The organism is Novipirellula methanifontis, from assembly GCF_052161655.1.
Classification (GTDB): domain Bacteria; phylum Planctomycetota; class Planctomycetia; order Pirellulales; family Pirellulaceae; genus Novipirellula.
In genome coordinates, this window is sequence record NZ_CP197418.1 from 9,352,705 (window position 1) to 9,365,587 (window position 12,883).

A 12,883-nucleotide genomic window follows, 5' to 3' on the forward strand; every position below is an offset into this window, starting at 1 on the left:
GCCATGGCTGTTGAAATCAAAAAATCGACTGTCGCTGGAACCCTCAGCTTGACGCCGTTAATCGACGTGGTGTTTTTGCTGCTGATCTTCTTTCTCGTCACCAGCGAGTTTGAAGAGCAAGAGCGACGAATCGACATTTCATTGCCCACCGCCACGAGCGCGGTGCCAATGACAAGCAAACCACGTGAAATCGTGATCGACATCAACCCGGCGGGAACCATCTACGTCGGTGGGAAAGAAACAACGTTAGAGACGCTGCAAGAATTACTCAAAAATGCCGTCGCGGCCAACCCGATCAGTCAAACCGTGGTGATCCGAGCCGACCGTGCAACCGCGTTCCAACCGGTCGTCAGCGTGATGGATGCATGCAACCGAACCGGCATCAGTGACTATTCCGTGACGACGACGGACGGTCCTGATCAGTAGCGGCGAATCGCCAATCACGGATAACCAATGTGACACTGCACTCAACAAAAACCAAATTCCTTCGGAACCTCGCAGCAACGTGAACCGCCCCAAACCTCTGCCGAAACACCGATCGGTTCCTCCACCGAATCGGTCTGTAGAGTCCAGCGATGCAATGTGGCCATTGGACGTTTGGTTGGTTGCGTTGTCGTCGGTGGTGTTGTACTTGATCGCAACGCGGCTTCGTTTTGACGATCCTCGTTGGCTTTTCAACGCCTACACTTACGTGGTCGCTGTCCCGCTGATCGCGTTGGGGATGTCGTTTGCACTGCGTGGTCTGGTTTCTCACTACGTTCGCAAATCAATTCAGGTCGGTTTTCTATTCAGCGTTTTCATCCACTTGATGCTGCTGATTTTGGCGGTGCACGTGGTCATCTTTAGTCAATTTTTTCCCGAGTCTGTTGCAGGCGTCAAACCCGAACGTTCACCGATTCGCAAAACGGTCCCCGAGTACTTGTTTCAAACGCCCAAGGAAGATGCGGTAACCCCGGATTGGTCTAAACCGGTAGAAGTCGAAACGACATCTCGAGTGGTTCCCAAAGAGATGCGTCAATTGCCGCCCGTGGATCATTCGGCGCCAAAGCTTGAGATGCCGAAGCCGAAGGAAGTCGAACCACGTCCGATGCAAAAGTTCTTGATGAAACGTCAAGAGCCATCGCCGTCGCAACCTCGACCTGCCAATTCACCCTCCAAGCTTGCCCGACGCGAGAAATCAAGCGAGAAGTTGAGTTCGCCCAAAACAACGCAGCCCGACGTTCCCAAACTCGACCCGGCGGCAGCAAAGCAATCCGAAGCGAACGCAGCGGAACGCAAAATCGTTGAGACGACTCCACGAAAAGCCACTCGCTCGTCGGCACCACAATTAAGCGAGACACCGGATCCGACGAAAATGCTGCCGACTCCGCCGGCCAAACGGGTTGCATCCGCAGCCAGAAATCGATCCGAAGCGATGCCGACCGTTGGTGAACTCGGTTTAACCAGCCGCAGCCGTCCTCGCACCGCTCCCAATGCATCTTCGCCTCCGGCCGGTGCCAGCCCCGCGCCTCAATCAGTCGCGGTGGCGGCGATTAGCAAGTCGGCCGATCAGATGCTTTCGCCGGTGGATGTTCCATTTCAACGCAGTGGCAACACTGCGGGTGCTCAACTTTCACAACTCGAAAGCTCGGACGCGATGAGCACTCCTTCGCCAACATCCGCTTCGGCAAGCCAAAGCAACGTCATGCGACGTGATTTGTCGGCAATGATGGGAGTTCCCGATGTCAGCACAGGAGGTTCTCCGCAAGCACGGCCTGAACGTTTCAGTCGCGGAGATCGCAGCGAGTTTGCTCCTGTGGGCGCCCCGACGATCCCTGGTGAAATGGCATCGCTTGCCGCCGCAGGCAGCGCGGTTCCCAGCGATGCAATGAGCGACCGCAGCGAAACAGGCAACGTCAGCGGACAACGCAGCGAAGCGTCGTCGAGCATTCCTTCACCGATTACGGCCCCGGACACGGAGTTTGGTCCCAGTCTAGATGTGATGGCGATCGAATCGATTGCCGGTCTGGCGGATCGCCCCGATTCATTCGCGGGTATCGTCCCCTCAAGCGACTTGCCCGAAATTGGGGAACTTGAGATCGCAGACCAGCCAAGAAAGCGTCGCGAAGTGGGTGGCCCCGTTACACCCGAGGGAACAAAAATCGCCGCCGTCGAGTCCTTCAACCGTCGCGTGATGCGAACCCAAGGCGGCGCCGCTCCCACACCCGCTGGGCAGGTCGGCCCCGCGACCGAAGAAGCCATCGAACTCGGACTTGCCTACCTTGCGGATAAACAGAACGACGATGGCAGCTGGTCTCTTTCCGGACACGGCGAAGCAGTGCTACTGGAAAGTGATACGGCTGCAACGGGTTTGTCGCTGCTTGCATTCCAAGGAGCAGGCTACACACACAAGCGACACCAATACGCCGACACCGTCGCACGCGGAATCCAGTTCTTGGTCAAGAACCAAAAAACCAACGGTGACCTGTACCGCAGCGAGAATCCGCTGAGCGATCGAAACGTGGGCTTTTACAGCCATGGCATCGCGGCATTGGCTTTGTGCGAAGCCTATGGGATGACGCAAGACGAAGAACTCGAAGAACCGGCCCAGCGCTGTATCGACTACATTGGAAACACCCAGCACAGCAAGTATGGCGGATGGCGTTATGCCGCGCAGGTCAGCAGTGACACGAGCGTTTCGGGATGGATGATGATGGCGCTCAAGAGCGGCGAATTATCGGGACTAGAAATTCCCGACGATGTGTACAAAGGCATCGACAAATGGCTCGACTATGCTCAGCAAAGTGAGTCGCGTCCGGACCGTTATCGATACAACCCGTTTGCTTCGAACACGCCGTCGCAGCGTCATGGTCGAACGCCGACGCATACGATGACTGCCGTCGGGATGCTGATGCGAATGTACTCGGGTTGGAAACGCGAGAACGAGGCGATGCAATCGGCTGCCGAATACCTGTTGGAAGCACCGCCCGAAATGGGCACACGCGACAAACCGTTGCGTGATGGATATTACTGGTACTACGCGACCCAAGTAATGTTTCACATGGGTGGAAAATATTGGGAGCAATGGAACGACTACTTGAATCCGCTGCTGCTGGAAAGCCAAATCAAAGACGGCGCTGCTGCAGGCAGCTGGCATCCCATGCTGCCGGTCGAAGATCGCTGGAGTCCGCATGGAGGACGACTTTACGTCACGACGATGAACCTGTTGAACCTAGAAGTTTATTACCGCCATTTGCCGATCTACGAAGACGCGGCCGAGTAAGTCGCTGATCGCTCCGCGATCAGAACGTGGATCGCTCGGGACGTGCATTTCGATTACTGAGGTAGCGGAACTCGCGCGTAAGTTTCGGTCATCCCAGAAAACGAAAGTCTTGACGACTTCCGCTACAATCAAATGCGTCATTTGTAAAATCGACGTCCCGAGCGATTCACGACATTAAATGATCCGACGTTCCTAAACGGGTGGAAGAGCGAATCAGCTAGGATCATAATAGCCGTTCCGCGACGTCGCTCGCATTGCCCGCTTCCTCTCATCTCCCCGAGATCCCTCATGATCAACCGACTTCTGATGCCGTTCGCGGCTGCTGCGTTGGTGACGACCTCCATTAACGCTGAAGTCCCCTCGTTCGAGAAAGTGGTACTCGATGCAAACATCGGCAACGTCTGTTACGCCGTGATCGCAGCGGACGTCAACGATGACGGGCAACCTGACGCTGTCGCGATCAGCGAGAATGAAGCGGTGTGGTACCAAAATCCAAATTGGACACGCCACTCGATGATCAAAGATGCAGTCCCCAAAGACCATGTTTGCATCGCGGCTCACGACATTGATGGCGATGGCTTGGTCGACTTTGCACTCGGCGCGGGCTGGCCCAAAAATGGGGGCACGATCCATTGGCTGCGACGTGGCGAAACGCTGAACGAACCTTGGCAAGTGTTCGATATCTCATCCGAACCATGGACGCACCGCATGCGGTGGGCCGACGTGCTCGGCCGCGGCAGCAAACAATTGGTCGTGACTCCCTTAAACGGATCCGGCGACAACGGCATCCGCCTGCTGGCCTTTCCCGTCCCCGCAGATCCCGAAACCAACCAATGGAAACCCGTTATCGTCGACGGCAGCCTCAACCGTGCCCACAACCAATGGCATTTGCCCGCCGCGGGGGACGACGGTGCTGAGCAAACGTTGACCGCCAGCGAAGAAGGTATCACGTGGATTCGCAAGAGTGAAGCGAACGGATTTCAAGTCACGCGGATTGCTGGAGGAGCCGAAAGCGACGCTGCTGATCAACGCGGCAGTGGTGAAGTCAAAACCGGACGCCTTTCCCCGTCCACATCGTTGATCGCCACGATCGAACCGATGCACGGCAACCAAGTGGTGGTCTATGTCGGTAAGAATGTGACGGATCAAAATCAACAGCGCATCGTGCTGGACGATACGTTTTCACAGGGACATGCGATTTGGTGTGCCGACTTAGATGGCGACGGCTCAGATGAGGTGATCGCGGCGTACCGCAATCCCGGAAACGGCCCCGTGAAAGGCCCGGGGATTTTCATCTATCAAGCGGACGACGACCGTGGCCAACATTGGACACGCACGACTCTTGATCCGATGATGGCGTGCGAAGATCTGTGGTGCGAAGATTTTAATGGCGATGGCAAAGTCGACATCTTGGCGGGCGGACGTGCCACGCACGATGTCAATCTTTACCTAAACCAATCGGTCACTTCATCGACAACGCCGAAGGACTAGCGGAAGTCGAACCATTCCGGTAGTGGATCTTGCTAAAGATCCTTCATGCGGAATCCCTCACGCGGGATCTTTAGCAAGATCCACTACGGGGGTGCTCAGACTACTTAGCCTTCGTCTGCTCAAACATCCACTTGATCGCGCCGGCATCGTGCGAATAGGCATGGTTCCAACTGTTATGCTCCACGCCTGGCAGCTCGGTGTATTTGATCTTCTTGCCGCCAGCGTCTTTGATCGCAGCGACCATTTTACGTGAACGCTCGACCGGAACCGCACCATCGGCATCGCCGTGGAAAACCCAAATCGGCAGATCGACAAGCTTCGTTGCTTGCGTGTCGTCGCCGCCGCCACAGACAATGATCGCCGCGGCAAACCACTCGGGATGCCGTACGGTGAGATCCCACGATCCGTAACCGCCCATCGAAAGCCCGGTTACGTAGACTCGTGATGTATCGACTGGGTTTTCATCGATCGTTCGCTGTAACATCTTGATCGCCGTGTTCATTTGGTGCGAAGGCGACTCGGGCATCGTAGTTGCCTCGTGATCGCTCCAATCCACATCGACCCATTTACAATCCTTGCGACATTGTGGTGCCAAAACAAAACAAGGAAACGCCTTGCGATTGGCTTCACTAGCCATTTCGGTAGGAAAGTACTTCAATTGCGAAGCGTTATCGTCGCCTCTTTCGCCCGCACCGTGCAGAAACAGCACAATCGGATATTTCTTTCCGGGCTCGATCGACTCGGGTTTCATCAAGCGATACTTGAACGTCTCGTTCTCATACGATCCGCCGGTGTACTGGACGCTCAATTCGTCGTAGGGTTGCTCAGCCATCAGGAAATTACAAACGAGAGATAGAAATAAAAAACAGGCAACACGACTCATCAGTAACTCGATTTAGAAAGGGGCAGGGTAGGGCGGTGGCAGATACGGCCTCTATTTCATCGGCGGGCCTGCGATCGGCTGTCCATTGGTGCTTAACACATGAATCTCGTGAGCTCGATGTTTGCCGGAGTAACTCCATACGATCTGCTTCGCCTGATTCACTTCGAGCACTTTGATTCCTTTTTTCGCACCGTAGCTCGCGATCACCGTGTTGCCGTTGGGCAGGCGTTGGGCGCCACAGGGGTCCACCAGTGGCGAGCCAGGCAAGTCATCATTGTTGACCTCCCAAACCACGTTTCCGCTGGGATCAAACTCAGCGACTTTGTTGCCGTGCGTTAAAGTGACCACGGTGTTTCCATTTTCAAGCCGTATCGCAGTGAACGGCCAGTTCTCGGCTTTGCGGCCGCCCAGCGAATCAAGATCCGTTTTGATCTCACGAACGACCATTCCCGCAGGTGTGTATTCCTTGACCTTGAACGCCAACAGGTGGGGGACGAGGTAGTTGCCGCTGGGCAGTTTTCGGGCCATCCGCGTTTGCATATGAGCGTTATCGGTTTCCGGCTGCAGCGGAACCTCGACGACCACCGTTCCATCACTTGCTACTTCCAACAGCCGTGGTTTCTTGCCCAGCTCGGTAATCAGCGTGTTGCCATTTTCGAGTCGCTCGACGGTGCCGATCTCGGCATTTTCGTTGGACTTGGAATATTGAAAAACAACTTTATGGTCCCGCGTCAACTCTTTAACTGCGTCTTTCCACGCAATCAACACGTTGCCATTAGGCAGAACGAAACCGTCTCGAGCTCCCGGTTTCCCAGCGTTCCAGATCTCGTTGGCTTGCTCGTCCAAAATCCCAGTAAAGTTTGGTCCGGCAATGAACAGCGAATGCTGAACTTCGTTAACGGCCGCGAGGGCAAAGGCCACGAGCGGCGCCGGTTCTTTCAAACTGTGCGGATGATGTCCGAGTCCCGGGCGACGCATTTCTTCGATTTTACCGCCAAGCTTTTTGTACTCGGCGACCAACCGATCTCCGTTCTCCGCCGGCGGAACGACATTGTCGGCTTCGTTGATTAACGCAATGATCGGAACACCCGCCTCCACCAATGGCATGAGCCGATCCAGGGGTCCCGCTTTGAACGACGCCGATTGCTCGTCAGTCATTTCATAAGCCTGTAAACATCGATCCCATTCGCGTGGGGCACCAATGCCGGTTCCCTTACCACCGGGCCAAGAACGTATATCCATCACCGCGTTGTCCGCATAAATGCCACTAACTTGGCTTGGGTGCACACTGGCCCATCGCATGATGATCAGCCCACCGCGGCTCATTCCTTCGAGGAACGGTTTCGCATCAAGCCCTAGCTTTTGACTAAGCGAATAAAAGGCATCCCATCGCTCGATTGCGAGATCGGCACCAAACAGCCCTCCGACATCGCAATAACACACATGCCAACCACGCTCGAGCATCGCACGATCAAACTGGGGTTCGTGCCCCCAAAACCGAGCTCGCCAAACCCAAGGATTGCCGCTCGCCACTTGCTTGGGGCTAACGATTTTGCAGTCCACCCCATCCAATTTGAAGTTGTATTGCGTGAACCCGTGAAAATCAGCCGTTGTCGTTTCGATGCCTTGCGATTGAAGATCGGTCGCCAAGTGCCGAGCGTCAGAGGAAACGTCATCCGCCGAGGACACGCGGACAGGAATCGCGGTCGTCGCAAACAGGGCGACCAGCAGGAACGGACTTAGCTTCAATAGCGTCATGGTTGCAAGCGAATTGGTTTGAGTAGCGAGCATAGAGAGTGTGTAACAGGAAAACGGGTTGCGACGAGAGCTTAGGGCAACTCACGGATACGGAGTTTGCGAAATTGGATCGGTGACCCTTCACTTTCCAAACAAAGGTAGCCTTCGGCGGGCTCGATTGCCGTGCCTCCAGAGACCTCTTCACCGTTGACCCACAGGCGGACTTCGCCATTGATGGCACGAATGTAATAGTGATTCCAATGTCCATGCCCTTTGGCAAGATGCTTGCGAGGAAAGCTGCGACTGCCATCGGGTGACAGCGGCGGAAACGGAGTCATTTTCACTCTGACGGGAAAGACGTCGCCGTTGGTACCAAACCAATCAAAACTCTGGCCTTGCGATTTTCTCATTTCGGTATAACCGTGATCGAGAATCTGCACTTCGATCCCCGACGGCAATCCAGGTTTACCCGCCGTCGTCAGTTTTTCGATTGACGCCGGAGTGGTCCAAACAAAAACACCCGAGTTGCCGGCCGATCGTTCATGCATCCACTCGACCACCATTTCAAAGTTCTTCACAGGCTCGGTCGTTCGCAGCACCGAGACCGGTTTGCCGGTGCAGTGCAAAACGCCATCGCTCCACGACCATGTATCCGCAGCACTATTGACGTGCGTGAAATCAGATTCGGTCAAAGATCGCCAGCCCGGTCCATCGTCGTCGATGAAGGCCCGAACGGCAGGAGCCGATTCGGCGGACGTCGGCTTTGTTTGTTGTGCGTAGACGTTTGCGGTAGCGCTGAAACAAACCAGACACAACACCAAACGTAGTGAGATGATGGAACGCGAAGATCGAGGCATGGGCGTCACCGTAGTGGAGGGAATTTTGGAAGGCAGGTTCTTGGCAGCATTCGCTGAGCCACTAGCATAACCACTGCGATGCCAAAAAGGGCCGCCCGACCGCAAAGTCGCTGATCGCTCGGCGAATTCCGGCCGTTTTCAGATGCTGCAGTTGGGCGGTTTGCGCTGGACTTTCTGCCACCTCTCCACCAACTTCGAGACTGCTGATTTAGTTAGCCGTTTTGGCGCTAGCCACGGTTTCGTCACCACCCAACCGGGGCTAGCGCCCAAGCGGCTAACAAAAGAGCGGTGATGTCGTACTAAATCAGCAGTCTGACTTCGTTGGGGGGCGAGGTGACAGAGGAATTTGCGAACGCTAATGACGTTGCCACTCACCGCTCACTTTTTCGAACGCAAAATCACACCGATTTTCTGCAACCGCCGAATCGACGTAATGATTCCGCCGATGCAGATCACGATCAATGCCGTCGCGACGACCGTAATCGCCGGTTGCGATGGGATCGACTGCCATGCGGTGGGCAAGATCGCCATCGCTACACAGGTAGCGGTCATCAGCGCCATCCGTTGGGGCTTGGCAAACGGGCCTGTAAACACTTGGCCTGCATCCACACTGGCGCCGATCGCGCGAACGTAGGCGACAAACACGGCAATCAAAGCCGCAGCAAATCCGAGCAGCGGCTGGCCGCCGACGGCATACCCCGCCCCGATAAAGATCGCGGCATCCGAGACACGGTCGGGCACCTCGTTATATAAATCGCCCACCGGCGAACTCTTGCCACCCTCGACCGCGACCATTCCATCCAACAAGTTCGCTATCAACCGGCACTGGATCATCGCGGCAGCCAGGATCCATAATCCCCGCCCAGCATTTGCATCATCGATCGACGAGGTTGCCGCCATCGCGATCCCCGCGACAACAGCAAACAAAATGCTTGCCCCCGATATTTGATTCGGCGTGATCGCGGTTTTGGCTAGTCGTGCCGCGAGCCGCTGAAACACCGGCATTTGACGCGATTTTATCGGGCGACGGTTTGCAGCCGGATCACTCATGAGGGAAAAAATCGCATCTGGGACATCAGTTCAGCAGGACTTTAGAAACCATAGGTAGACTCAAACCGAGTGTACCATGATCGCATTCTCGGCGAAGATCCCTGCCTCTGCGAAGATCCCTGCCTCTGCGAAGATCCCTGCCTCTGCGAAGATCCCAGCCTCGCCGAATCCAATTGCCGCTCAATATCCTGATTATCGCTCGATCGCGACCTTCGCCGCCGCCACCCGAGCGTCTGCCTCGGGAAGTTCCAACAACAACTTCATCATTTCCTCTGCCGAACCGCTCGCGACGCGACGAATCGTTTCTCGATCGGTTTCATCACCAAATTCATAAGTGATCGCGGTCACGCCCAGCGTGTCCGCAACCCAAGCTTTGCTGGTCGATCGATGAGCATGGTGATTGTCATCGCCGTTGACGTGGTAGTTTGGAAATCGTTTTTGAATCGCGGAAAGCCAATTCTCGGTGAATCCCACGGGATACAAATTTGCATCACGATGTGGTGTGTAAAACACGTCGTCAAAGGTGCTGTGGAAATCCATAAACAGACACAGCTTTTGGTCGGTGGCATTGCGACACTTTAGCATCTCGTTGCGTAATGCACGCGTTTCTGGCTGGGTGAAGTGCATCCAATCACGATTCAAGTCGACTCCGTTTGCATTGCATCGCCAATTGCCGAGCGCCACACCATCGGGATTCACGGTTGGAACAACGACGGCACAGAAGCGTTTGCGAAACGAAGTCGCTAAATCGTTGTCGGCCGTTAATGCGTCGACAAAATGCATCATTCCGATAGCACCCGAAACTTCGGGTGGATGTTGACGGGCGATAATGAACACAAAGTCGGGACGGTCGGTTTCCGTAATGTCCAAGCGATACAGCGGACGCCCTTGCACAGACTTGCCAATCACTGATCGCTTGACGTGCGGTTGTTGGCTCAGATCCGAAGTCCACTTTGTCACCGTACCGCTGCTCAGTAGTTCTTGGCCCGCAACCCACAATGGCTTGCCATCGACCGGAATTTGCAAACGCACTTCGGTTCCGGCGGGATGTCGATCTGCTAATAGATGTTCGGCACTCTCCCAATTCTTGCCATCACGACTAATCTTGGGATCGTAGCGATGCGAGCCGCCGACGTATTTAAGTCGTACCGAAATGGTCCGCTCCTCCGTCGAGTTGACTCGGAATGCGTACCAAGCACTGTCGTTGATCGGATCCGATTCCGGCTGGATCGTGACCGTAAAATCATCGTCGGCGATTTGCACGCACTCGTTCATCCGTCCCCCAGGAAATTTACTGGTGAACGAAACGGAGCGATCTTCGCTGTGGAAGGTGATTCCGAGCGGATTTTCCAAGATCTCGGATTTCGCCGTCGCAGCAAATCCAAGCACCATTAACAATGCTATCAGTGCGCAGCAGACGGGGTTTTGCCAATAAAAATTGGCTTTTGGCCTGATATTGACGCGATTCGGCGAGATTGGGTGATTTGGCATCGGTGGGCTCCAAGCTGTTTAGCTGTGGTCGAAAGGGCGGGACCGCGAGCCTACTGGAATCGCCTGCCGCAGAGCAATATCAGCACGATCCAGTCTCCAGAGGGATGCGAGATTCTTATCGCGGAATCATCATTTTCTTGGACTCGGCGTCGTTGATTTGCTAATCTCGTATACAGAGCTCTCGGACTGCTGCTGTTCTATCGACGGCAAAATCGTCTCTTATCTGGCTCTTCTATTTACTAGCAAAGGTGTTGTGATGCGAACCCGACTCCACGTCCACAGCGTCCGTCGTGACGCTTTCACGCTGGTCGAAATCTTGGTGGTGATCGCCATCATCGGAATTTTGATGTCACTATCGTTTCCCGCGATTAGAACCGCCAAAGAACGAATGAACCGCGCCAAGTGTGCCGACCAACTGCGCCAGATCGCGATCGCGACGCTCAACCACCAAACCAGTCACGACACGTTGCCGGGATACGTGCAACAATTTGGTGAGTTCGCCGGAGGCATGGATCCTGCGGACCCTGGCAGCTACGGCGGCAACGTTCCACGTCACTTAAAGATCGGAGGTTGGCAGGTCGCGATTCTCGCCAACCTTGATCGCCAACCGCTGTACGAGCGTTGGAGCTTGGATCGCTATCCGTTGCTGTCCGATGGCGGCGGCGAGCGACCTGCGACCGGAGAAGGCTACAGCACGATTGCAGCATCAAACGTTGAATTTTATCAGTGTCCAAGTGCCAGCGGCACGATGGCTCGTCACGGAATCAATCACTACATCGCCAACACCGGGATGCACGTCGATTCATTTCCGTTTACGTACACACGCCCAACCGATGGAACTCGTACTGTCGACTTCGAACGCTCGATGTCCAAGGCGAACGGCGCGTTTACCAACCGCTACGCTGGATTTGATCCAGGCAATCCCACGTCGCTTGTGCCGACGGGCAAGCGAATTCGTACCGACGATTTTCGCGACGGTGCCACTGGCACGATGCTGTACAGCGAAAATCACCAAGCCCAACCGTGGCACCTAACTCGCTTGACCGGCAACACGACTCACCTAACCGCCATCTCCACAGTCGGCGGAAAAGAGGTCACGGTCTATCCGGTGGAATCACGTTATTTGCAAGGCAGCGTATGGCACTTTGAAGACGAACAATTGTTCGCCGGCGCCCCAGCCCCGCAACCTCTTCACAAGATCAACGGCGGCGACACGTACAATTTGTTGATGACCGCTGGCAACATGCACGACGTGGCTCGTCCATCGTCGCTGCACACTGGCGGTGTCAACATGGCGATGGCAGACGGCAGCGTCCGCTTTGTGCTTGAATCGATCGACTATCGTACCTATCAAGCCCTGCTGACCCCGAGTGGCCACGCCAGTGACGTGCCCATGAACGAGTACATCCCCAGCGAAGAAATTTGAATATTTGTCAAAACCGCAGTCACTGGTGACGGCGGTCGTATTGGCTCATTGTTCACTGCTCAGGCAGCTTCGATTTTAAGAATCTGTCTGCGGACATTGGGCAGCATCTCGTAGCGTGGATTGCCCGACGCATCGACTCCTGCATTCGGAACGACTCGCAAGAATTTCAGGTCGAAACGATTCTCAAGCTTGGCCATGATTGCCTTGAGTGACCGCATCTTGTTCTTGGGCAAATCCAGCAGCAAGTCTAACTCCGGCAGCGACTGGGCATCTTCGGCCGCATTAGCAATGCGAACGAGATGCTTCCAGATATGGCGTTGCTTGATTCGCCGCAGCTTCATCGGCAGCGGCAACGCTGCCACGTCTTCGCCCTGCGGCTTGCCTGGACCGCCCGCGTCCGCAGCCAGTCGGTTGCCCTGGCGTCCACGCCGTCCCGCGTTGTCATTCGCATCACGATCACAATCGGGGGCATTGATCGCCGATCGCAATTGCTTGATTGCTTTGCGGCAATCGTTTGTGTCGTCAAGATTTACCATCAGGTATGGCATCTGTAGCCTTTCAATGAATTAGGTTGTAGTACGCTCTCACGCTTTAACTTTGCTTGAGCAACGCTTACGCAGCACGCAATCATTGTACGCAAAGGTCTTGGGCGATCAAGGGCCAATCCACTTGGCAGATCGCTCGTC

The 12,883-nt window shown here is 55.2% G+C and carries 10 protein-coding genes; 4 read left to right on the top strand and 6 right to left on the bottom strand.

Annotated features, from left to right (window positions below):
* Nucleotides 1-3 precede the first annotated feature (3 nt).
* The 3 genes from SH528x_RS33255 (at nt 4) to SH528x_RS33265 (ending at nt 4,753) form a co-directional block, all read left to right on the top strand.
* Nucleotides 4-426 (top strand): ExbD/TolR family protein, encoded by a 423-nt coding sequence (locus tag SH528x_RS33255; RefSeq protein WP_442507719.1) that lies wholly within the window; start codon nt 4-6, stop codon nt 424-426.
* A 79-nt stretch (nt 427-505) separates the two neighbouring features.
* The gene (locus SH528x_RS33260) at nt 506-3,262 is read left to right on the top strand and encodes a hypothetical protein (protein ID WP_442507720.1); all 2,757 of its coding nucleotides are present in this window, start codon (nt 506-508) and stop codon (nt 3,260-3,262) included.
* A 288-nt stretch (nt 3,263-3,550) separates the two neighbouring features.
* On the top strand, nt 3,551-4,753 hold the full coding sequence (locus SH528x_RS33265) for an FG-GAP repeat domain-containing protein (protein WP_442507721.1): 1,203 nt from the start codon (nt 3,551-3,553) through the stop codon (nt 4,751-4,753).
* A gap of 100 nt (nt 4,754-4,853) precedes the next feature.
* Here the strand turns inward: SH528x_RS33265 and SH528x_RS33270 are convergent, their stop codons facing one another.
* The 5 genes from SH528x_RS33270 to SH528x_RS33290 form a co-directional block, all read right to left on the bottom strand.
* Nucleotides 4,854-5,585 carry an alpha/beta hydrolase-fold protein gene (locus SH528x_RS33270; protein ID WP_442507722.1) on the bottom strand — a complete coding sequence of 244 codons (732 nt, stop codon included), beginning with the start codon at nt 5,583-5,585 and terminating at the stop codon, nt 4,854-4,856.
* 102 nt (nt 5,586-5,687) lie between these two features.
* The gene (locus tag SH528x_RS33275; protein WP_442507723.1) at nt 5,688-7,427 is read right to left on the bottom strand and encodes an alpha/beta fold hydrolase; all 1,740 of its coding nucleotides are present in this window, start codon (nt 7,425-7,427) and stop codon (nt 5,688-5,690) included.
* A gap of 38 nt (nt 7,428-7,465) precedes the next feature.
* Nucleotides 7,466-8,230, bottom strand: a complete 765-nt coding sequence (locus tag SH528x_RS33280) for a 3-keto-disaccharide hydrolase (protein WP_442507724.1) — start codon at nt 8,228-8,230, stop codon at nt 7,466-7,468.
* A 378-nt stretch (nt 8,231-8,608) separates the two neighbouring features.
* A complete protein-coding gene (locus SH528x_RS33285) occupies nt 8,609-9,280 on the bottom strand; it encodes a CDP-alcohol phosphatidyltransferase family protein (protein WP_442507725.1) in 672 nt (223 codons plus the stop codon).
* 192 nt (nt 9,281-9,472) lie between these two features.
* The gene (locus SH528x_RS33290; protein WP_442507726.1) at nt 9,473-10,771 is read right to left on the bottom strand and encodes a M14-type cytosolic carboxypeptidase; all 1,299 of its coding nucleotides are present in this window, start codon (nt 10,769-10,771) and stop codon (nt 9,473-9,475) included.
* Between the two features lie 256 nt (nt 10,772-11,027).
* Between SH528x_RS33290 and SH528x_RS33295 the strand changes: the two genes are divergently transcribed.
* Nucleotides 11,028-12,197 carry a DUF1559 family PulG-like putative transporter gene (locus SH528x_RS33295; protein ID WP_442507727.1) on the top strand — a complete coding sequence of 390 codons (1,170 nt, stop codon included), beginning with the start codon at nt 11,028-11,030 and terminating at the stop codon, nt 12,195-12,197.
* A 59-nt stretch (nt 12,198-12,256) separates the two neighbouring features.
* Here the strand turns inward: SH528x_RS33295 and SH528x_RS33300 are convergent, their stop codons facing one another.
* Nucleotides 12,257-12,745, bottom strand: coding sequence for a hypothetical protein (locus SH528x_RS33300; protein ID WP_442507728.1), 489 nt, complete (start codon nt 12,743-12,745; stop codon nt 12,257-12,259).
* Nucleotides 12,746-12,883: the final 138 nt, after the last annotated feature.

Coding starts and splice junctions, on each gene's coding strand:
- SH528x_RS33255 (WP_442507719.1), top strand. CDS start 4: ATGGCTGTTGAAATCAAAAAATCGACTGTCGCTGGAACCCTCAGCTTG.
- SH528x_RS33265 (WP_442507721.1), top strand. CDS start 3,551: ATGATCAACCGACTTCTGATGCCGTTCGCGGCTGCTGCGTTGGTGACG.
- SH528x_RS33270 (WP_442507722.1), bottom strand. CDS start 5,585: ATGGCTGAGCAACCCTACGACGAATTGAGCGTCCAGTACACCGGCGGA.
- SH528x_RS33275 (WP_442507723.1), bottom strand. CDS start 7,427: ATGCTCGCTACTCAAACCAATTCGCTTGCAACCATGACGCTATTGAAG.
- SH528x_RS33280 (WP_442507724.1), bottom strand. CDS start 8,230: ATGCCTCGATCTTCGCGTTCCATCATCTCACTACGTTTGGTGTTGTGT.
- SH528x_RS33285 (WP_442507725.1), bottom strand. CDS start 9,280: ATGAGTGATCCGGCTGCAAACCGTCGCCCGATAAAATCGCGTCAAATG.
- SH528x_RS33290 (WP_442507726.1), bottom strand. CDS start 10,771: ATGCCAAATCACCCAATCTCGCCGAATCGCGTCAATATCAGGCCAAAA.
- SH528x_RS33295 (WP_442507727.1), top strand. CDS start 11,028: ATGCGAACCCGACTCCACGTCCACAGCGTCCGTCGTGACGCTTTCACG.
- SH528x_RS33300 (WP_442507728.1), bottom strand. CDS start 12,745: ATGCCATACCTGATGGTAAATCTTGACGACACAAACGATTGCCGCAAA.